Origin of the sequence: Paenibacillus athensensis, from assembly GCF_004514475.2 — a bacterium.
GTDB lineage: Bacteria > Bacillota > Bacilli > Paenibacillales > NBRC-103111 > Paenibacillus_AL > Paenibacillus_AL athensensis.
In genome coordinates this window covers 1-20,744 of sequence record NZ_MYFO02000014.1, presented here as the reverse complement: position 1 = coordinate 20,744, position 20,744 = coordinate 1, and the positions used below count along the sequence as shown (strand labels likewise).

The window sequence follows — 20,744 nt, the reverse complement described above, 5'->3', positions numbered from 1 at the left end:
TATGTATTACATAATGCCGGGCGTCGGCCCGTTTGGGTGCGCGTAAGTAGAAGCGTTGGCGGCATCTGAAGCGGGAGCTGAGCGGCGTTTGGCGGGAAGGGGAGGAGGAGAAGCATGGAGGAGCGGAAGTGTGAAAGCGATCCGTTGCTGGAGGAGCTGGACCGCGAGCCGTCCGGAGGCTTGAACGACGAGCAGCTGGAGCGGGTGACGACGATGGTGAACGAGTACCAGCAAAGCATCAAGGCGCATTTGACCGAGCAGCAGAAGAAGACCACGAGCTGGAGCGATCGGCTGGCCGACCGCATTGCGACGTTTGGCGGCAGCTGGACGTTCATCGTGTTGTTTAGCGGGTTTCTGGTGGTGTGGATGTGTCTGAATACGCTGGCGTCCTGGCTGGCGTTTGACAAGCCGCCGTTTATTTTGTTGAATCTGATTTTATCGTGTCTGTCAGCGTTTCAGGCGCCGATCATTCTGATGAGCCAGAACCGGCAGACGGCGCGGGACAAGCAGGAAGCGATGCTGGACTTTGCGATCAATTTCCGGGCGGAGCAGGAGAACCTGGAGCTGCGGCTGGTGCTGGAGCGGATAGAACGCAGATTGATGGATCTGGAGGGACCTGTTTCAACCAGGCGGGAGAACGGGTAATAGATAACATAGCAAGCTGATCTACATAACTTGACAAGAAAGGGTGTTGCTTATGTTAGGCTGGGCGATTATTTTTCTGATTATTGCGATTTTTGCGGGGGTGTTCGGCTTCTTCGGCATCGTGTCGGCGGCTGTGGGCATCGCCAAGGTCCTGTTCGTACTGTTCCTGATTATGGCGGTCATTTCCTTCATTTTCGGTCGCCGCAATACGAGCATATAAAGCCGATGACGTTTTCGGCTGATTAAACGCCAAATAAACAGCTTCCGGATGACCGGGGGCTGTTTATTTTTTTGCCGGGAAGGGGAGAGATATGAATGGTTGGTTATTCGAACATTTTCGCGAAAGTATACGAAAAAAATTCATTTTTGTACACTTTATTTCGGTAAATTTTCGTGAAATGCTGTCGAATAAGGTCTTGTAAGCGGTTTGAAAGGTGATATAATGAAGTTGTGCAATGAATTGTACGAAAAAATTTTCGAATAAATGGCCATTATTTGGAGAGGGAATTGCTGAAAAAAACAAGATGGCAGGTGAAATCTTGTTGCAAGCGCACTCATTTTTAAGCTAGGGGAGGATAATTAATGTTTAGAAGAATGTGGATAACGCTCTTGACTCTCTCCATCGTGATTCTGGCGGCTCTGCCGGCAGGCGCGGCGGTTGCAGCAACCGGTAGCATCGTGATGACGGACCTGGGCGGGGGCGCAGTGAAATTCTCGCTCACTTTGACGGAGAAGAAAACAGAGGTCTATGTATTTGCCCGGAAAAACGGAATTCAGGACTTCGTGGATACAAGCCTTGGAAGCAAAGGCGTACAAAACGCTGATGGTACCTACACGTATTCGGTAACGCGTGCGGCAGGCACCTTCGCTGCCGGAGATCTGGTAGAGGCGCGGTTCTATACGTTTACGGCGTCCAGCGGACAAGTCTTTTATCCGGGACCAAGCGATGCCACGTTCGCTTCGATGACCTATGGAACGGCGCCGACGGCGACGCCAACAGCAACGCCGACGGCGACACCAACACCAACACCAACACCAACACCAACACCAACACCAACACCAACACCAACACCAACACCAACACCAACACCAACACCAACACCAACACCAACACCAACACCAACACTAACACCGACACCGACACCAACAGCGGGCCTTGGCACAGTGGTCATTAGCGATTTGGGCGGGGGTGCAGCCAAATTTGCGATCACGTTATCCAGCTCCAAAACCGAAGTTTATGTATTTGCCAGAAAAAATAACATTCAAGATTTTGTCGATACAAGTCTTGGCGCGAAAGGCGTTCAGAACGCGAACGGTACTTATACGTATTCTATAACGCGGCCGACCGGTACGTATGCAGCCGGGGACAAAGTGGAGGCCCGTTTCTACACGTTCTCGCCTTCGAGCGGACAAGTGTTCTATCCGGGACCCAACGATACCGTGTTTGCTTCGATCATTTACGGCGCAGCGCCGACAGCTACACCAACGGCAACGCCAACAGCAACACCGACGGCAACGCCAACCGCGACACCAACACCAACGCCAACCGCGACACCAGTACCAACAGCGACGCCTCCGCTGCCTGACGACGGCTCGTTTATCCACACAGAGAAATATGAAGGCGGTAAAGTCGTATTCACCTACGAATCCGGCACAGGCAGCAACTATATTCTTGCTCACGTAGAAGTTTACAGAAATGGCGCATTGGTGAATGGCGATGCCGGATACTACATGCGTACACCAAACAATGTGGAATACAGCAGCACCAACCCGGGACCGGGAACCGACAAAAAGTTCACCTTGAGCTTGAACGGCCCGCAACTGGGCGATACGGTGAAATTTTACTTCGTAAGCAAATACGCCAATCTGGAGCACAGCTCCAAGGATATGTTCGGCTGGTTCGAATACGTAGTGGGCAGCGTAAGCAGTCCGGTGTTTAGCCCGGCAGGCGGCGTATTTAAAACAACGCAAAACGTGACGATCAGCAATCCTGACAGCGGCGCGCAAATTTACTACACCACAGACGGCAGCAAGCCGGTAGTGGGCGCTGCGAACACGAGCCTGTACACGAACGGCCAAATCATTCCGGTGGCGACTACGACGACGCTGAAAGCGATGGCTGTTCAAGCCGGCAAACCGAATTCCGGGGTTGTAACCGCTACGCTCACGATTGACCCGAATATGCCGGATATTCATATCGGCGACAGAAGAATGACGATTGAAATCAAAAACAACAGCAACGGTAAATATAGAGATGATCAAGTTTACTGGATGATCGTCGGTAAATCGTACATGACGGCCAATCGCGGCAAATTCGTATGGGTGCAAGCGGACGGCTCACAAAAAGAAATGTCGTTCAATGACAATAACGATCCGAATCTGGCGGTCAGCAAACCGCTGGGGGGCTCCGGCGTTCCCAAAACGTATGTGAACTACACGCACAAGCTGTCCGATGTCAATTGGGTCTCGATTGCCGATATCGAATCCTCACGTCTATATGTCAGCTACGGTCAGCCGATTCTGGTGAGCATTGAGAAAGTATTTGAGAAAGACGGCGTCACGCAAAAATTCAACGCAGACGGTACGCCTGAAATGGGCTACGGCGGTCCGAACATCGGTAACATGGACGATCCGAACCGCAATACGTATTTCGATTTCATCGAATTTAACCTGGGGCCATACGGCTACCACGGCAATACAACGCGCGTTGACCAGTTCGGTTTCCCAGTGAAGCTGACCCTGCTGGGCAAAGGCGACGGTTACTACAAAACAGTAGGCGATGTCGGCACCCGCGACGAAATTATCAAAGCGTTCACGAACGAAGTGTCCGACAAATTCGATCATCTGGCTACGCTGAACAGCAAGGCGAATTCCGACCTGAGCAACACCGACAACATCTACCGGATCGTAGCGCCGGGCAAAGGGTACTTTGGCAAAGAAACCGTCAACTACCTGACGACTCAAAACATTCCGCATGAAGATTACACGAGCTTCTTTGACGATTACATCAATGCCATCTGGAACACGTACAAAACGCAAGAGCTCGTCTTCACGGTTCCTGATGCTTACGATCCAAGCGCAAAACGCACATACAGCGGCCACGTTCGCGGCGACGGCGTATTCGAATTCAAAGCTGATTTCAATGACGGTAAAGGCTTTGGTCCGTACAAGTATTTCGTCAACAAACCAACGACAGAAGATGCGCTGGAAGGCAAAGGCAACTTCGACAAACGAACAGGCGGTATCGACAACGACGACACAGACGTAGAACTGGCCATTGAAGCTCAGTTGTGCGCGGCTATCAACCGCCATCTGCTGCTGACGGAGAACCAAGCCAACTGGAGCCATCCATCGAGCTTCTTCCAAACAGGCCCGTACAACGAATACGTGGAATTCTGGCACAATCACAGCATCAACAACCTTGCTTACGGCTTCTGCTATGACGACGTTCGTGAGCAAAGCACGCTGCTGCACACGCCGGTTCCGCAAGCAATGGTCGTATACGTAGGCTGGTAATATAAGCTTATTCCTGAAAAAGAACGCCAAAAAGCTGCCCGGTCAGTCCCCCCTCTGACCTTGGGCAGCTTTTTGCATGTGCGCGTCTTGGTGGTGAAGTCGCCGCTAGTCGCCGCCATAGGAAAAACCGAGCAGCGCATGCAGCGCCGCCGGCTTCAGCGTAACGGGCTCCAGCCAGCGCCGCCAACCGGCTTCCCCAGTCATTTCGTCTGATGAAAGGATAACGGGCTTGCGCGGTGGCGTGCCGACCAGCGGCGCCAGCAGCAACGCGAGCAACGTAAGCGCTGCCGACACGGTTACGACTGCGCCGAAGCCGTACGCGCTGAGCAAGGCGTTGCCGAGCAAGGGGCCGAAGGCCATCGTCAAGGCCATGCCGAAGCCCCAGCCGCTCATGCCTTCGCCCCGGCGCGCCGCCGGGATCAGCACAGCGGCCATCGTGCCATAAGCAGTTGTTGAGATGCCCCAGCCGATACCGTGCAAAAGTCTCATGACCAGCAGCCCAACGGTCGATTCAACGAAATAGCCGCACGTAGCGGCCAGACAGATGGCCAGCCGAGCAGATTCATGCGGTCGGGCCAGCTATTTTGCAGCCTGGCGCCAACAAACGGTCGGATCAGCGCGGCGGATGCCGAAAGAATACTGACGAGCAGGCCCAGTATGAGCGTCTGATGGGTCAAGGTCGATGCGCGCAGCGGGAGTGTCGGCAGCAGCATCTGGAAGCCGCAGCTCAAGCTCATGAAGGAAAAATTAAGGATAATAAAACGTTGGGTCCACAGCGGTTCCTTTGGCTTTTGTTGAATAGAAATGGTTGTCATCGTCATTGCGAGTCACCCTCCAGGGAAAAAATCGTGAAAAAAGCGCAGCAAAAAGGCCCTGGCAGTACACCAGGAGCCCCGTGAGTCAAGCCGCGGTTATACGGCAGGCGGTTCCGAAAGTATTCACACGTTTTGCAGCCAGCGAGCCAGCTCTTGACCGATTTCGTGCGGATTCTCTTCCATCAAGTAATGGAAACCTTCGCCGATGGAGTGCAGCGTCAGATTATCCAGATCGTTACGGCACCATGCGAGCTCAGGCTCGCGAACGTTGCAGCCAGGCGTGGCATAGAACAGCAGCTTGGGAATTGGTGTCGACGTGAACCAGCGATTGCGCTCCTCGACTGCGCTTACCACTTCGGCCGGATGACCGCTGATAGGCAGTTGATTCGGAAACACCCACATTGGCTTGCGTGAGCTTTTTTCCCGGAACGGTTCGCGGAAGTAGTCATGCTCCTCGGGCGTAATGGTTCTGCTGATAATCGTTTGCGTCATGCCTTCAATGAATACGCTATTGTCGCGCATGAATGGCCAGCCCTGCTCGGGGTCGCGCAGCGTCTGGAACAGCCCGACCGCCTCGGCAGGTGAAAATGCGGACCAGTCGGCAAACGGCGTGAGTGCCTGCGGCTCAATCATCACCACCGCTTTGATGTTGTCGGGATGAGCCGCGGCATATTGCAGACCGATGGCAGTGCCCCAGTCATGGCCGACCAGCACAATCCGGCTGAGGCCAAGCTGCTCGATAAATTTCGTGATGTAATCAACATGCTCCACGTATGTGTATCCGATGTCCGGCTTGTCCGAGCGGCCCATGCCGATCAGATCGACGGCGATGCAGCGTGAGGCAGTCGTCAGGTACGGAATAATATTACGCCAATCGTACGACCAGGTCGGATTGCCATGCAAGAAAACAATCGGGTCGCCGCTGCCCTCATCGATATAGTGCAGGCGGTGGCCGTTCACCTCCAGATAGCGTCCTTCAAAGGGGAAGTCGGCGCGGATGGGCAGTTCGCGAGGGTTCGTCATGGTTTTTATCGCTCCTTGTTAGTGGTTTGATTTGAAGTCATGTCTGACTGATGTCTTTATCTTAACAGGCCTTGGCTGCGGCTCATTGAATAAATGCGACAAAAAAAAGCATTCCCCGGTTCAACCGGAAAATGCATGGAATGCCTGTCATTACTGATACATGATAGCTTGAAAAGAAGCGCGCGCTTCATAATCGTTGAAATGTCGGGCCAACTCGGGCTGCGATTCGCCGCGAAAAAATGGCTCCGGCGTACAGCCGGCAAACGTCTTGAAATCACGGGCGAAATGCGCGTGGTCGCTATAGCCGCAAGCTTCGACGATATCCAGATAGCTGCAGCCCGCCTTGCGCAGCCGAATCGCTTGCTGGAAGCGAAGAATCCCGGCGAATTTTTTCGGTGAAATGCCGATCGCTTCATTGAAATGACGCTCCAGCGTCCGCTTGCTGACAAAGGCTTGCGCAGCCAAATGCTCAATGGACACTTGTCCGGCGGCCTGGTCGATCTGTTCGGCGATATGGAGCGGCAGACCAACAGCGGGCTTGTCGCGGCAAACTGCGAGCAGGAAGCGGTTAACGGCCGCAATGCGGCCTGCGGCATCTGCCGCTTCGCGAAGGCGTTGTTCCATTTCATCGACGGCATGTGGGGGGAATACCAGCTTCAGGTCGACGTTGGCGTCAAGAAATTCGTGGATCGGATAGGCGGTAAACGCTGTGAGACCGCCGGGCTTGAAGCGGACGATAATCGTGCCGATTCGACCTGTGCTGACATATTCCCGCGGGGCTGTTTGCATGCCGGTCAGACCGCTGCTCCCCAATAGCTTTGCTTCGCCGTCGGCGAGCACGGACATCGGCTCTCCGTACTGGATGCCGATAACCGTCATTGCCGAGGGCAGCACCTTGACCGGACTACGGTTGGCATAGTTGATCGGGCTCCATTCTTCCTGCAGCAGCAGGCTGTCTACATACGCGCTCAAGCGCAGCGGCGGCGGGAACTGGATGAACATGATCAAACTCCTTTCAGTCGGATTTCCACAGTGGCTGATTCCTCTATTATACCTCGAAAGAAGCGGAGGTTTTAGTGCAATGTATAGTAGTGTCAATTTTACAAATAAAAAGTAAAATGGAGTGTGACGTCATTTGTCGAAGCTTGCAGGATAAATCGAAAGTCACGGCGAATAGATGGGGTAGTAGGTCATTATGCCTAATTGCAACAACGTTAGCAGAAGGCGCTATCGTAGTCACATCTTAAGGGGGGCTTCCGGTTGAAGAAGGTTTCAAAAAGGTTTTCAGGCATCGCTGCGGTCACGGCGATTTTCATCGTGCTGCTCACGCTGCACAGCTCGATTGCGTTCGCCCAAACGTGGAATTTGATCGACGGCAATGGCACGAACGGGCTTAACATTGACGCAACGAAAAATGCGAACAATCCCAAGCTTATCGATTTTAACGGTACATTGTTTGCCGTATGGGCGGAGTCGATCGGCTCTACCAGCCAAATCCGCGCCAAAAAGTATGATAGCGGCACATGGGTGACAGCGGACAACAATGCCGCGATGAACAAGGACGCTGCGAAAAATGCGGTGAATCCTTATTTGTTCGTATTCAACAATGAGCTTTACGCTTCCTGGGAAGAGCAAAATGCGCCATACTGGCAGCTGCGGGTCGCCAAGTTCAACGGTACTTCATGGGGCCTCATCGACGGCAACGGAGCAGACGGCCTGAATACGGGGGCGAACACGAATGCCAAAAACTCCAGGCTGATCGCCTACAATAACTCGCTTTATGTCGTTTGGGACGAGGCGGGCGGCAGCGGGATTAATCAGATGAGGGTAAGAAAATACGGTGGCGGCTCTTCGTGGACATTTGCCGACGGCGGAGCCGGACTGAACTATAACACAGGCAAAGCAGCGCAAAACGCCAGTGTCGCGGTTTACGGCAGCAAGCTGTATCTGGCCTGGTGCGAGTCGGACGGCAGCGCGACGCAAATTCGCGTTAAAGCTTACGACGGCACAAGCTGGAGCTTCGTAGACGGCAACGCCACAACGGGCATGAATATCAATACTGCTAAAACGGCCGGTGCTCCGAGTCTGGAGGTGTATAGCGGTTCACTGTATCTCGCATGGACCGAGGCGAATGACAATTTTGCTGATCAGGTTCGTGTAAAAATGTATAACGGCACTTCCTGGACGTCAGTCGATGGTGGAGACTCGGTTAATGGCATTAATTACAGCACGACAAAAGCCGCTTCCACAGTCAGAATTGCCGAATATGACGGGAATTTATATGCTACCTGGTCCGAAGGCAATCCTTACAAGCAAATTCGCGTCAAAAAATACGACGGCGCTTCCTGGACGTCTGCCGACAGTGGCGGGGCGCAAGGATTGAATAAGAGCGCTACGGCCAACGCGATCTTCGGATTTTTGGCCGTGTTTGATGACGGCTTGTATAATATCTTTTTGGAAAATAACGGATCCAATCAGGTGCGCGTCGCGCAGATGGGACCGGACAACGCGGCGCCGACGGCATCGAACGTCAGCTTCAGCTCGAATACAGGTTTGCTGAAGGAGAACGCTGTATTGACAGGCACGTACACGTATGGCGACACGGAGAGCGACCTGGAAGGTACGACGACATTCAAGTGGTATACGGCGAATGATGCTGCGGGAACAGGTAAAACGGCAATTTCCGGCGCAACCTCGTCTACGTTCACCCTGACGAGCGCGGAAGTGGGCAAATACATCATTTTTGAAGTCACGCCTGTGGCAACGTCTGGCACCTTGTCCGGTACGCCGGTGACCTATACGAGCGCAAGCGCTGTGGTCTCCAACTTTGGGCCGACGGCGGCCCCAGTCAGCTTCACGGGTATATTGAAGGAAGGTAATACCCTGACAGGAACTTATACGTATGCCGACGAAGAAAGCAATCCGGAAGGCACGACGACGTTCCAATGGTATACGGCGAACGATAACGCGGGAACAGGTAAAACGGCAATTTCCGGCGCAACCTCGTCTACGTTCACCCTGACGAGCGCGGAAGTGGGCAAGTACATCATCTTTGAAGTCACTCCTGTGGCGACGCAAGGTACGTTGAACGGAACGCCGGCAACCTCGACAAGTTCGACGGCAGTAGCAGCCAACGCCGCACCGTTAGCAAGCAATGTGTCGATTTCGGGTGCGCTCATGCTGAATATCACGTTGACCGGCCACTATGATTATTACGATGAGGAAGGCGAAGCTCAATCTGGTACAACCTTCCAATGGTATACAGCCGATGATGCCAACGGAACGAACAAAACGGCCATTTCCGGCGCGACGACAACTACGCTGACGCTCAAAGCGGCGCAGTTCGGCAAATTTATTATTTTTGAAGTCACACCGCATGCAGCTAGCGGCACAACGCCGGGTAATGCGGTCTCCAGCCTGGCATACGGCACGGTTGGCGTGTTGAAAGGCGACGCTAACGGCGACGGACTCGTTACGCCTGCAGATGCGCTGATGGTCACCAAATATACGCAAGGAAAAATCACGTTGACTGATGAGCAGAAAAAAGCGCTGGACATGAACAATGACGGCTATGTCGATGCAGTCGACGCGCAGCTGATTCTGAATATCTATCTTGGAAAAGGAGTGTGAAAACCTTGAACAATAGCCATTTTTTGTTGACAAAGCGTTCGCTGCGCCGCGCGGTTTCCATGCTGCTGGCAGTGTGTATGATGTTTGCTCTGCTGCCGCTGGCGCAGGCCAGACCGGCTTCCGCGTTGAAAGTCGAGGTTAACGGCGCTTCCGGTCATGCAGGCGAGACGGTGTCTGTATCGGTTTACATGACGCCAGGACATGAATCTATGGTCGATGATAGCTTTTGGAAATATACAATGAAGTTGAATTACGACTCAAACGTGCTGACACTGGCAGGCACGCCAACTGATAACGCGAATGCCGCTCATTTTGACACGTCGGAATCGGTGACGGGCAGTGTTTACGTCACGGCCGATACGTTTGACAGCGGTGTGTTCATTGACCACGGGCAAAAATTAATGACCCTGCAATTTACAATCAAACCGAATGCGCCGGCAGGTGATACAGATATCACGCTGGCAGGCGGTTCGTATACGATCGATACAGATCCAACGGAGATGCTGGCGACTTCACTTGTTTCCGGCAAGGTGACGGTGCTGAGCGCACCGAAATCGGCTTCTGTGTCCATCGCGGCGCGCGAAGGACGTCCGGGCTCGAAGGTGACGGTGCCGGTCACATTGACAGATGCAACTGCAGGTGTCGGCTCCTACGGCATGCGCATCAAGTTTGATCCTGCCGTGCTGCAGGTGGATTCGATCAGCGGCTCCACTGGCAGTATGTTCGACAGCACCTACAACAACACAGACGGCTATCTGCAAGTGGCCTGGGCCGATTTGAGCGGCGGCGACAGTCTGATCCAGAAGGGACAGGAGATGTTCAAGGTCACCTTCAGTCTGGCGCCGAAAGCGCAGGATGGAATTGTCCCGCTGACAGTAGAAGATACAACGAACATTCAGCAGTTTACGCTGACCGACGTTGAGGCAGTGGAAATGGTCAAAACGCTGCAAGCCGGACGTGTGATTATCAAAACGCCAAAGGCGTCAGCGCCAAGCAATGTCGAGAAAATCACCGTTCCGGTCAAGAATCGCGACGGCAATTCGGCAGACGCGGTTTCCAAAGCTGAAATTGAAAGAACGAGCAAGCCGGACGGTACGAAAAGCGATAAGGTTGTCCTGACGTCCGATCAGACGAAACAAGCCGTCGATTTGATTCTCGCTTCCAAATCCAAATCGGCTGATATTGTCATCCCGGATACCCAAGATGAGGTTTCCGAAGTGAATGTTTCGGTGCCCAAGGACTCCACGAAGCTGATCAAGGATGCCCAAATCGATATCGGCATTGTGACCGACAATGTGAAAGTCAGCATTCCGAACGATTCGCTGCAAAATTTTGACGAAGACCTGTATTTCCACTTTGTACCGATCAAAACGGACTCGGAAAAGCAGCAGGTGAAGGTGCGGGCCGATCAGGAGCAGATCGTGCAAAAGGCTTCCGGCGGTCAAGGCGTTACGGTCGTAGGACGCCCGATGACGATTGAAACGAATCTGCAAAGCCGCAAGGTCGATTTGACCATGCCGCTTAAAGATGTGCAGCTGAGCCAGGAGGAATTGGCGAATCTGGCCGTATTCGTGGAGCATAGCGACGGCACGAAGGAACTGCTGCACGGCAAGCTGGTCGACTATGGCGACGGCGGTCAAGGGCTGCAATTCTCGGTCAACAAATTCAGTACCTTTACGCTTGTTCACATGGAGCCGGTAACGCAAACGCATAGCGCGTATGTGAACGGCTACGAAGACGGTACGTTCCGTCCGGAGCGTGCCATCACTCGCGCCGAGATGGCGACGATTCTGACGCGTGTTGTGGAACAAGAAAGCACGGCGACTGACATCGCCTACAGTGATGTGCCGGCCGGACATTGGGCGGCTGCAGCGATTTCCAAAGCGACCACGATGAAGCTGATGAGCGGTTACCCGGACGGCACGTTCGGACCGGACCGCCCGATTACTCGCGCTGAGATGGCCAGCCTCGTATCGCTGCTGGCGACAGCTAACAGTGACGGAGCAGGCTTTAGCGATATAGCCGGACATTGGGCGCAAGCGGCTATTCTCAAAGCGCAAGGCGCCGGACTGATCGAAGGTTATCCGGACGGCAGCTTCCAGCCGGAGCAAGCGATCACACGTGCCGAGGCTGTAGCGATCATCAACAAAACGCTCGGACGCAAGCCGTCTGGTGGCGCTGTGACAGCGCCGTGGAAAGATGTGGATGCCAGCAATTGGGCGTATGACGATATCGTCGAAGCGTCTGTGGCTCACAGCTTTACCGTTCAAGCCGATGGCAGTGAGAAATGGGTGGACGGGCCTTGAGGCACAAGCAGCTAAGGCTACTGTTCACTGAATGATTAAGCGCAAGTTACAGCGATAACCATGTTGTAAAGAAAGGGTTGTTCCCAAAATCCGTTCACGCGGATTTTTGGACAACCCTATTCTTATTGGTGGTTAAGTAGCATAGTTTTTACGAACTTGTACTGGAAGTACAAAACAGGAGCGCTGGAATCCGGAAATCGCGTGTTTGTCCTGAAGTCGCCCGTAGGTCTTGACTACGAGTTGCAGGTCTATCCGGAAGGGAATACGATACTTCGGAGATGAAGGGTTCGTGTAACGCTTCTGGGCAATTGGAAGTCGCCAATATGCAGGTCAAGCCAAACACGACCTACGTTATGAAAATTTACGGGGCGCTCGGCAAAAGCTTGCCGATTCAATTCAGCTACAACGACCCGTATACCTTGTCCGTAGGAACTGACCAATACGGGGAAAGTCCGACCGGCCCGGCCCCTAATGCTATTGACTCTTTTGAAGTTAATGATACGGAAGACACAGCTGTTCCGATCGATGGCGGGCGGACGATTCGCTCCTATATCTTCACCCAAGGCGATGTGGATTGTTATCGCTTAAAGGAAGCGGCGGACGTTACTTCGGAACCGCACCAGAGGATGCTTACGTCTTAACGCTGGGTTCCTTGCCGGCTCCGGTCAGTGAACAATGGGATTTCAGCGATGGTGGCTGTACAAGTAGTGCGTGTCGCCAGGCTGTTGATGCGGTCGGAGATGCGGCTTTTAACCAGTTTGTGAATACAACGGAACCTCCGCAGAAAATTTGTGAAAGAGCAGGAGTACCGGGATCGCCTCCAAGGCAGGAATGTGAGACATTCTTTGCTCCTGCATTTGCTGATGCTGATCAGGCATTGAATAAGCAGCAAACGGAGTATACAACATCCGAACGTGCAGCTACGTTAAGTGGCGTAGTGGCAACTCTTGATAGTGTATCAACACCTGGCACCGATTGGGATCTTTCGTCGTTGACTGCGCATTTCCTTGAAGGTTTGTTGAACGGATTTAAGGGTGTTTTCACAGGAGCATGGGACGCAATAAAAGCGTTATGGAACATGTTGAAAAACTGGTCCGAAGCATACGATGCTCTGAAGCAATTCATCCAGCCATTTGTCGATTTGGTTCAAGGGAAGGCGGGTTGGAAGGACATTTTAGATTTGTTGGCAGATGGACTAGGTGAACAAATTCAAGAACTTTGGAATAAATATGCATGATCCTAATAAGGTAACTGAGCAAATCGGGAAGATAATTGGAAATGTGCTTGGTAATGCCACCATAAAAGCATTGACTTCAGTGGCAGGGAGTACACTATCTTCATTGAAAAAAGTAGTTAGTGATACCAAAAATGTCAGTAAAGATATTGATGTCCTTGCTTGCAATTGCTTTACTGCGGGACAAGTGTATTGACGGACCACGGGGAAAAAACAATTGAACGAGTAGCGCTTGGAGACATGGTGCTTGCCAAAAATCCAGATACAGGCGAGATGGCGTACAAAGCAGTTATTCAGTTGTTTAATAAGGAGATTTTTGAATCTTGGAATGCCGTTGTAGGTAATGAAACAATAACCACAACGGCTCAGCATCCGTTCTGAATTAAGGGCAAAGGTTGGGTAATTGCTGAAGATTTATCTGTTGGAGATATGGTTGAGACTAGTGATGGTTCATATCTCGCGGTTGATAAGATTGAAGTTAAAACTCAACATGCAATCGTGTATAATTTTGCCGTTGCCGATTTTCATACCTATTATGTTTCAAATCTAAAAATCTTGACGCATAACAGTTGGTGTCCAACTCTAAGCCAGGATATAGACTTGTAGCCGGGCTTGATCGATTTGGTGATGATTTGGTAATGGGGCTGCAAAATCATTACATTAAAAGCCAGAATGGATTTTGGTGGGAAGATTATTGGACAAACGAGCTTTTCTGTAGATGAAATTGGGCTTAAAGCAGCTATGGAAGATGTGCCAACGATTAGATTTATCGTTGATGATATTGATTTTACCAGAATAACCAAAGATACATTACCCACCTCCAAAGATATTACCAACTTTGAATTAAAGCTAATTAAGCAAAATCTTGCATTTGCTTTGAAGACCGTCTTTTACAAGGAAGGGACAGTAAGGCCGCTTAAAGAGGTATTAGATCAAATCAAATTAGAATAGAATACGCGTGAATAATGTAAGATACTTACAAAATTACATTGTCCACGTAAAAACTTTTTAGAAGGGTGAATAATGAAAAATATTATTTTTGATGTAAATATATTACCTTTAGGACAGAATCCTCTTGATATATCTTCTCTAAAGGGAAATGAAACCTATGAATTGAAGTTTGAGAGCCAAACCTATATTTCACAAATTAGCTACAATCAAGGATGTTTTATGATAAATTTAAGTGGAAATGAAAGACAGAAGAGTGAAGCCAATTTGATTTTTGAAGATGTGGTTAGCTTTTATGACCAGCAATTAGATTTCAGTGCAATCTATAAAATGGATCTCACATTTTTAGGGAGTAATACTATCCAGTATTCCAAAATAATCCAAAAACCATATTTTCAATTTTGGATTTGGGATAAACATGATGAGGTGCAGCCTAAGTTTGGAATTATATCTGTACAATTACGCATCGAAGGGAATATAGAATTTTCGATAGAGCAGAAATAAAATAGTTACTTCATAACTTAAAAGCTCTATATTAAAATTTTATAGATAGGTATGAGATCATCATGCAAATCGAACAAATCGTATCCCAATACCGCTTCGGCATCGTGGCTCGACGTTGGGGGGCTTTGTGGGTGGACGGCGCTATTTTGTGGGCGTTGCCCGCGATCCCGGTGTTTACGTTAGGACAGGACTTGTATCAACAAACAATTATTCTTTGGGTGTTTTGCCTCTTCTCCTATCTTTTTGTTATGGAAGGGCTGCTGGGCTGGACGCTGGGCAAATGGCTATTTGGCATTCGGGTGGTCAACCGCGAAGGTAAACCACCGGGCTTGCTGAGGGCGTTCGTCCGAAACCTGATTAAAATCATCGAAGCCAATCCGATGCTGTTCAGCGGTTTGGTAGCGGCGGTCATTGTGCTTTTGACCAAAAAACGTCAACGTCTCGGCGATATGGCCGCGAGTACTTATGTGGTGAGAAAAAAGGATGTTCCGCGCATTACGCCGCCGGACCCCGCGCAAGAAACCGACCGGGGCTTTGCCCAAATGGTCAAATCGATTCAAGAAGTCGATCCAGCCGTGTAAACCGAGAAACCGTCAGCGAGCCTTGGGCTTGTTGGCGGTTTTTTCTTGTTCATGAAGACTGTAAGAAAACGGTTGTTTACTCGTCCTCTGCAAAGTTGTATATTTATTATAAAATGCATGGAGATGTATCTGGTGAAATCCGATAAACGTGTTCCCTTATATATGCAACTGCGCGCTTATATTTCAGATCAGATTCAACAGCAGGTTCTCAAGCCGCACGACAAGCTGCCGACCGAACAGGAGCTGTCCGAGCAGTTCAAGGTGAGTCGCATTACGGTGAAAAACGCCCTGAAGGATTTGGCCGAGGAAGGGGTTATTTACCGTATTCAGGGCCGCGGTACGTTCGTATCCGGCGCGGAGAAGAAGGAAACGGCTCTATATGAAGGCACTCAAACAAGCGCCAGTCTGCCGGTTGTAGCGGTGATCGTCCCGCGGCTGGACAATCTGTTCATCGGGAATGTGTTGATTGGTCTTGAAAGCCGGCTGGCCCGCTACCAGTACCGGATGTTATTTATGACCACGCAGGACCATCAGGATCTGGAGCGCAAGGTGCTTCAGGAAATGGCGGCTGATGGCGTTAAAGGCTTGATCATTTATCCGGCCGAAGGCGAGAACTACAATGAGGAGATTCTCAAGCTTTCGCTGCACAATTTTCCGATTGTGCTGATCGACAGGTATTTGCCCGGCATCAATACGAATTTTGTCGGCACGGACAATTTTCAGGCTGCTTATGACGCAGTGACGTATTTGATTGCTCGCGGCCACAGCGAGATCGGCTTCGTTTCGTCGGAGGTGAAGGGGACGACCAGTTTGGAGGAGCGCTTTGAGGGCTACCGTCAGGCGCTGCTGCAGCATGGGCTGCCGCTGAATTACGACTACCAGCTGTTTCAGGCAGATGAAGATGAGATCAGCCGGTTTTTGGCGGCCAGACAGGGGCGTTTTGCTGTGCTAGCGGCGCATAACGGCATCGGACACCGGGTCATGAAGGCCGCGGCGGAGCTGGATATCGCGATTCCCGAGCGGTTATCGGTGATTTTTTTCGATGATTACGAGTATTCCGACCTGACGCGGGTGAAGCCGGCTTTAATCGTGCAGGATGCGGAGCAGATTGGCCTGCAAGCGGTGGAGCTGCTGATGAAGGCGATAAACGGACAGGAAAGCAAAGCGCAGCTGAAGCTGGCGACGCGCTTTCAAGAGGGAGATTCGGTGCTGGATTTGCATACGCCTACAAGGGGGGAAAGCCGATGAGTACGAAACGGGTCCCTTTTTATCAACAACTGCGCGCGTATATTTCGGAAAAAATCCATTCGGGCGAATGGCGGGCCGAGGATCGCTTCCCGTCCGAGAACGAATTGGCGCAGCAATTCCAGGTCAGCCGGATCATTGTCAAAAAAGCGCTGGAAACGCTGGTCCGCGACGGTGTCGTTTCCCGCATGCGCGGCAGCGGCACGTATTTGTTAAACGCTGCCGAAGCTCCGGCCAGCGACCGGGCCAATTGGGTGGCTTGCCTGCTACCGAGTCTGGACAACATGTTCGCTTTGAAGGCGTTGACCGGCATCGAGCAGGTCGTGTCCGCCAGCGGCTATAAATTGATGTTCATTGCCACGCAATTTGATATCAACAATGAGAAGATGCGGCTGCAGGAGGTTTTTGAGAATAAGCGGATTCAAGGCGTGATCATCTATCCGACGGAAGGAACGACGTACAACGAGAAGCTGCTGGAGCTTTCGCTGCGGCAGTATCCGCTCGTGCTGATCGACCGTTATTTGCGCGGCTGTCAGACCAACCTGGTCGTGTCCGACAATATCGGCGGGGCGTATGAAGCGGTGACGTATTTGATCCGGCAGGGGCACAGGGAAATCGGATTCATCTCGTCCAAGCTTAACGGCACGACCAGTCTGGAGGAACGGCTGGCCGGTTATGAGAAGGCGCTGGCCGACCACGGAATTCCCTACAGGAATCAGCATGTGCTGATGGATTTCGATGCTGCCAGTATCCGGGAGTTTCTGCTGGCGAACAAGGGGATTACGGCGATTTTCGGAGCGGTGAACTTTGCCGGTAAGCTGGTGATGGATGCGGCAGAGCAGCTCGGGATTTCGATTCCCGGCGACTTGTCGCTGCTGTTTTTTGACGATTACGATTTTGCCGAGTTTTCCAAGGTGCCGCCGTCGGTCGTCACTCAGGACGCGGTTGCCGTCGGGCGAGCGGCTGCCGAGCAGCTGCTGCGGCAAATCGGCGATCCTGAAGGAGAGAAGCAGCGGATCGTAATTCCAACGACCCTGATTTTGCGCAATTCGATTCGCACTTTATGAGAAGCGAAGGAACCGTGGTCCAGAGAGACTGCGGTTTTTTTATTTCTAAAAAATATATCATATAATCAACTTGAAAAATAAGTGGTTTAATTGTAATATTAGTTATATTAAATCTAGTAAACTCTATAAGGAGGTGAGCCCGCACAACGTTCCGGAAGGAGGCGGTTGCCGGTTTTATTTGACCATGCAAGTCAGCTTGATCCCGCATATTTGTAAGCGCTACCTAAACTAAATGAGGTGAACTGATATGAAAGTGAAAAAATCGCTAATCGGTTTGTTGCTGAGCGCCATGCTTTTATCGATGCTTAATGTAAGCGGTTACGCCGCTACGTATTCGACAGCCAACTCCAATGCGAATCAAAAAACTAAGGATGTTTACAATTGGCTCGGCAACTTGCCGAACAACTCCAGCAATCGCGTTGTCTCCGGCTTCTTCGGCGGCTACAGCAACAGCGGTTTCAGCACATCGCAAATGGAATCGCTGAAGTCGATGACAGGCCAGTATCCGGGCATCTTCGGCTGCGACTACGGCTCCGGCTGGGCGACAGCGAATGATCCGACGACGCTGATCGACTACAACTGCAACAGCGCCTTGAAGACGTACTGGAATAACGGCGGTCTGGTGACCATCGACATCCACTATCCGAGCCCGGGCCCGTCCAACGGCGGCAACCTGAACACGAAGCTCGGCAATTTCTCCGACCTGTTGAATACGAGCACATCTACGGGTCAAAGATGGAGAGCTTATCTGGATAAAACGGCAGCGGGTCTTGCCGATCTCCAGTCGGCTGGCGTTACGGTTCTGTTCCGTCCGTTCCACGAAATGAACGGCGATTGGTTCTGGTGGGGCAATCAAGATGCCAACACGTTCAAAAACGTCTGGATCGACATGTTCAACTATTTTAAAAATACGAAGGGCTTGAACAATCTGATCTGGGTGTACGGACCGGACATCAGCCGCGGCAACAAAACCGCGTACTATCCGGGCGGCAGCTATGTCGACATTGTGGGCCTTGACGCTTACAGCGACGACCCAAGCTCGATCAGCGGCTATTCGGAAGTGACGGGACTTGGCAAGCCGTTTGCTTTTACTGAAATCGGCCCGCGGACTACGGGCAACTTCGACTACACAAAATGGATCAACGCGATCAAATCGCAGTTCCCGCAAACCGTTTACTTCTTCGCCTGGAATGACAGCTGGTCGCCGACACAAAATTCGCAAGGCGCCAACAACCTGATGAACGATTCCTGGACGGTTAACCGCGGGGAAATCAACATCGGCTCGACACCTACGCCAACACCAACATCGACGCCGCCGAGCGGAACGAACCTGGCATTGAACAAGTCGGTCACCGTCAGCTCCACCGATATGGCCAGCAACCCGGGTTATGCGGCTGTAGATGGCAATATGACGTCTCGCTGGAGTTCGGCGTACACGGACCAAGAATCGATTACGGTCGATTTGGGCTCGGTACAGAGCGTGAACAAGGCTGTGCTCTATTGGGAAACGGCTTACGGCAAAAACTATCAAATTCAAACGTCGACGGACGGCAGCAGCTGGACGACGGTCGCCACGAAAACCAATGGCACCGGCGGCACCGATACGCTTTCGTTTGCAGATATTAACGCTCGTTATGTGAAAATGAACGGCACCCAACGCGGTACACAGTGGGGCTACTCGTTGTATGAGTTCCAGGTGTACGGTAACGGCACTTCGACACCTACGCCAACACCGACGCCTACGGCAACGCCAACACCAACACCAACACCAACACCAACACCAACACCAACACCAACACCAACACCAACACCAACTGTAACGCCGACGCCAACGCCAACTCCGACAGCAACACCAACGCCAACACCGGGCTCTGGCTCGATTAAGGTACAGCTTGTCAACGGCAGCACGGCCGCTTCGTCCAACCAGTTGTATCCGAAGTTCCGCGTGATCAACACCGGCACAAGCAGCATCAATCTGACGGACCTGAAGGTACGCTATTACTATACGAAAGACGGCTCGCAATCGCAGGCATTTAGCGTTGACTGGGCAGCCAATGGCAATAATGCGATTCCAACCAGCAGCGTAAGCGGCAGCTTCGTCTCCGCATCGGGCACGAACACCGATACGTACGTGGAGCTGAGCTTCAGCAGCAGCGCAGGCACCTTGGCGCCGGGAGCAACCCTTGAGGTGCAGACCCGCGTGAACAAATCCGACTGGTCGAACTACAACCAATCGAATGACTACTCCTTTAACGCCAGCGCTACGAATTTCGTGGACTGGAACAAGGTGACCGGCTACATCTCCGGTTCCTTGCAATGGGGCATCGCGCCTTAATTTTAAATAAAGAAAGGGATGGAGAGCTTTGAAAAAAAATCGGATTTTTCAAGTGCTGGCCGCCCTGTCGCTGACCGTGTCCTCTTTGGGACTGGCAGCGGCAGGCGCTGAGGCAGCACCTAACTATTACCATACGTCTGGCAATAAAATCGTCGATTCGAGCGGTAACCAAGCGGTATTTAACGGCATTAACTGGTTTGGCTTCGAAACGACCAACTTCGCCCCGCACGGCTTGTGGTCGCGTTCAATGGACAGCGTGCTGGATCAGATGAAGGCGAACGGCTACAACCTGATCCGTCTGCCGTACTGCAACCAGATGTTTGATTCCGGCTCGCAGACAACCGGCATCGACTTCAGCAAAAACCCGGATCTGCAAGGGCTGAGCCCGATTCAGGTCATGGATAAATTGATTCAAAAGGCAGGAGCCAAAGGCTTCAAAATTTTCCTTGACCAGCACCGTCCGGACGGCAATGCGCAGTCGGAGCTGTGGTACACATCGGCGTATCCCGAGTCGCGCTGGATCAATGACTGGACGATGCTCGCCAATCGCTACAAGGGCAATGACACCGTTATCGGCGGAGATTTGCACAACGAGCCGCACGGCCCGGCAAGCTGGGGCACCGGCAACGTGAACACCGACTGGCGCTTGGCCGCACAGCGGGCAGGCAACGCGATTCTCGCGGTCAATCCGAACTGGCTGATCATTGTCGAGGGCGTAGAAACGAACGTGCAGGGCATGACCAGCAACTATTGGTGGGGCGGCAACCTGAAAGGTGTGCAAAACTACCCGGTCGTGCTGAACGTACCGAATCAGGTTGTCTACTCGACGCATGACTATGGTCCGGGCGTAGCGGCGCAGCCGTGGTTCAGCGCAGGCAACTTCCCGAACAACATG

Annotated in this window: 19 protein-coding genes and 1 pseudogene; 16 read left to right on the top strand and 4 right to left on the bottom strand. The window is 51.9% G+C overall.

Features of this window, described 5'->3' with window-relative positions:
- Positions 1-114 precede the first annotated feature (114 nt).
- The 3 genes from B5M42_RS20560 to B5M42_RS20550 all read left to right on the top strand — a co-directional run bounded on the left by B5M42_RS20560 (position 115) and on the right by B5M42_RS20550 (position 4,161).
- Positions 115-645 (top strand): DUF1003 domain-containing protein, encoded by a 531-nt coding sequence (locus B5M42_RS20560; RefSeq protein WP_134754128.1) that lies wholly within the window; start codon positions 115-117, stop codon positions 643-645.
- Between the two features lie 52 nt (positions 646-697).
- Positions 698-865, top strand: a complete 168-nt coding sequence (locus B5M42_RS20555; protein WP_134754126.1) for a DUF1328 domain-containing protein — start codon at positions 698-700, stop codon at positions 863-865.
- Between the two features lie 362 nt (positions 866-1,227).
- The gene (locus tag B5M42_RS20550; RefSeq protein ID WP_230633083.1) at positions 1,228-4,161 is read left to right on the top strand and encodes a beta-1,3-glucanase family protein; all 2,934 of its coding nucleotides are present in this window, start codon (positions 1,228-1,230) and stop codon (positions 4,159-4,161) included.
- A gap of 105 nt (positions 4,162-4,266) precedes the next feature.
- Here the strand turns inward: B5M42_RS20550 and B5M42_RS20545 are convergent, their stop codons facing one another.
- From B5M42_RS20545 to B5M42_RS20530, 4 genes are all read right to left on the bottom strand, one after another.
- Positions 4,267-4,650: an MFS transporter gene (locus B5M42_RS20545; RefSeq protein ID WP_230633080.1), complete on the bottom strand. Its 384-nt coding sequence runs from the start codon at positions 4,648-4,650 to the stop codon at positions 4,267-4,269.
- Positions 4,647-4,982, bottom strand: a complete 336-nt coding sequence (locus tag B5M42_RS20540; protein WP_134757461.1) for a hypothetical protein — start codon at positions 4,980-4,982, stop codon at positions 4,647-4,649. The genes B5M42_RS20545 and B5M42_RS20540 overlap by 4 nt, the downstream gene beginning before the upstream one ends.
- A 117-nt stretch (positions 4,983-5,099) precedes the next feature.
- On the bottom strand, positions 5,100-5,999 hold the full coding sequence (locus B5M42_RS20535; RefSeq protein ID WP_134757463.1) for a haloalkane dehalogenase: 900 nt from the start codon (positions 5,997-5,999) through the stop codon (positions 5,100-5,102).
- A 150-nt stretch (positions 6,000-6,149) separates the two neighbouring features.
- Positions 6,150-7,001: an AraC family transcriptional regulator gene (locus B5M42_RS20530; RefSeq protein ID WP_134757465.1), complete on the bottom strand. Its 852-nt coding sequence runs from the start codon at positions 6,999-7,001 to the stop codon at positions 6,150-6,152.
- Between the two features lie 258 nt (positions 7,002-7,259).
- Between B5M42_RS20530 and B5M42_RS20525 the strand changes: the two genes are divergently transcribed.
- From B5M42_RS20525 to B5M42_RS20470, 13 genes and pseudogenes are all read left to right on the top strand, one after another.
- Positions 7,260-9,629: a dockerin type I domain-containing protein gene (locus tag B5M42_RS20525; RefSeq protein ID WP_134757467.1), complete on the top strand. Its 2,370-nt coding sequence runs from the start codon at positions 7,260-7,262 to the stop codon at positions 9,627-9,629.
- 5 nt (positions 9,630-9,634) lie between these two features.
- Entirely contained in the window at positions 9,635-11,935 is a 2,301-nt protein-coding gene (locus tag B5M42_RS20520) for an S-layer homology domain-containing protein (RefSeq protein ID WP_134757469.1), read from the top strand.
- A 323-nt stretch (positions 11,936-12,258) separates the two neighbouring features.
- The gene (locus B5M42_RS20515; protein ID WP_134757471.1) at positions 12,259-12,576 is read left to right on the top strand and encodes a hypothetical protein; all 318 of its coding nucleotides are present in this window, start codon (positions 12,259-12,261) and stop codon (positions 12,574-12,576) included.
- On the top strand, positions 12,510-13,172 hold the full coding sequence (locus B5M42_RS20510; protein ID WP_134757473.1) for a hypothetical protein: 663 nt from the start codon (positions 12,510-12,512) through the stop codon (positions 13,170-13,172). The genes B5M42_RS20515 and B5M42_RS20510 overlap by 67 nt, the downstream gene beginning before the upstream one ends.
- The gene (locus tag B5M42_RS20505) at positions 13,135-13,365 is read left to right on the top strand and encodes a hypothetical protein (protein ID WP_230633078.1); all 231 of its coding nucleotides are present in this window, start codon (positions 13,135-13,137) and stop codon (positions 13,363-13,365) included. Before B5M42_RS20510 ends, B5M42_RS20505 begins: the two co-directional genes overlap by 38 nt.
- A 44-nt stretch (positions 13,366-13,409) precedes the next feature.
- Positions 13,410-13,775 (top strand): annotated as a pseudogene (locus tag B5M42_RS25775) (polymorphic toxin-type HINT domain-containing protein).
- Positions 13,776-13,841: 66 nt separating this feature from the next.
- Positions 13,842-14,120 carry a hypothetical protein gene (locus B5M42_RS20500; RefSeq protein ID WP_134757479.1) on the top strand — a complete coding sequence of 93 codons (279 nt, stop codon included), beginning with the start codon at positions 13,842-13,844 and terminating at the stop codon, positions 14,118-14,120.
- A gap of 72 nt (positions 14,121-14,192) precedes the next feature.
- A complete protein-coding gene (locus tag B5M42_RS20495; protein ID WP_134757481.1) occupies positions 14,193-14,621 on the top strand; it encodes a hypothetical protein in 429 nt (142 codons plus the stop codon).
- Positions 14,622-14,683: 62 nt separating this feature from the next.
- The gene (locus B5M42_RS20490; protein ID WP_134757482.1) at positions 14,684-15,202 is read left to right on the top strand and encodes an RDD family protein; all 519 of its coding nucleotides are present in this window, start codon (positions 14,684-14,686) and stop codon (positions 15,200-15,202) included.
- Between the two features lie 132 nt (positions 15,203-15,334).
- Positions 15,335-16,450, top strand: coding sequence for a GntR family transcriptional regulator (locus tag B5M42_RS20485; RefSeq protein ID WP_209280804.1), 1,116 nt, complete (start codon positions 15,335-15,337; stop codon positions 16,448-16,450).
- Positions 16,447-17,514: a GntR family transcriptional regulator gene (locus tag B5M42_RS20480; RefSeq protein ID WP_134757486.1), complete on the top strand. Its 1,068-nt coding sequence runs from the start codon at positions 16,447-16,449 to the stop codon at positions 17,512-17,514. Before B5M42_RS20485 ends, B5M42_RS20480 begins: the two co-directional genes overlap by 4 nt.
- 247 nt (positions 17,515-17,761) lie before the next feature.
- Entirely contained in the window at positions 17,762-19,849 is a 2,088-nt protein-coding gene (locus tag B5M42_RS20475; RefSeq protein ID WP_230633076.1) for a glycosyl hydrolase, read from the top strand.
- A gap of 28 nt (positions 19,850-19,877) precedes the next feature.
- Positions 19,878-20,744 (top strand): glycoside hydrolase family 5 protein (locus B5M42_RS20470; RefSeq protein ID WP_230633074.1); only part of this gene is annotated, 867 nt, incomplete at its 3' end.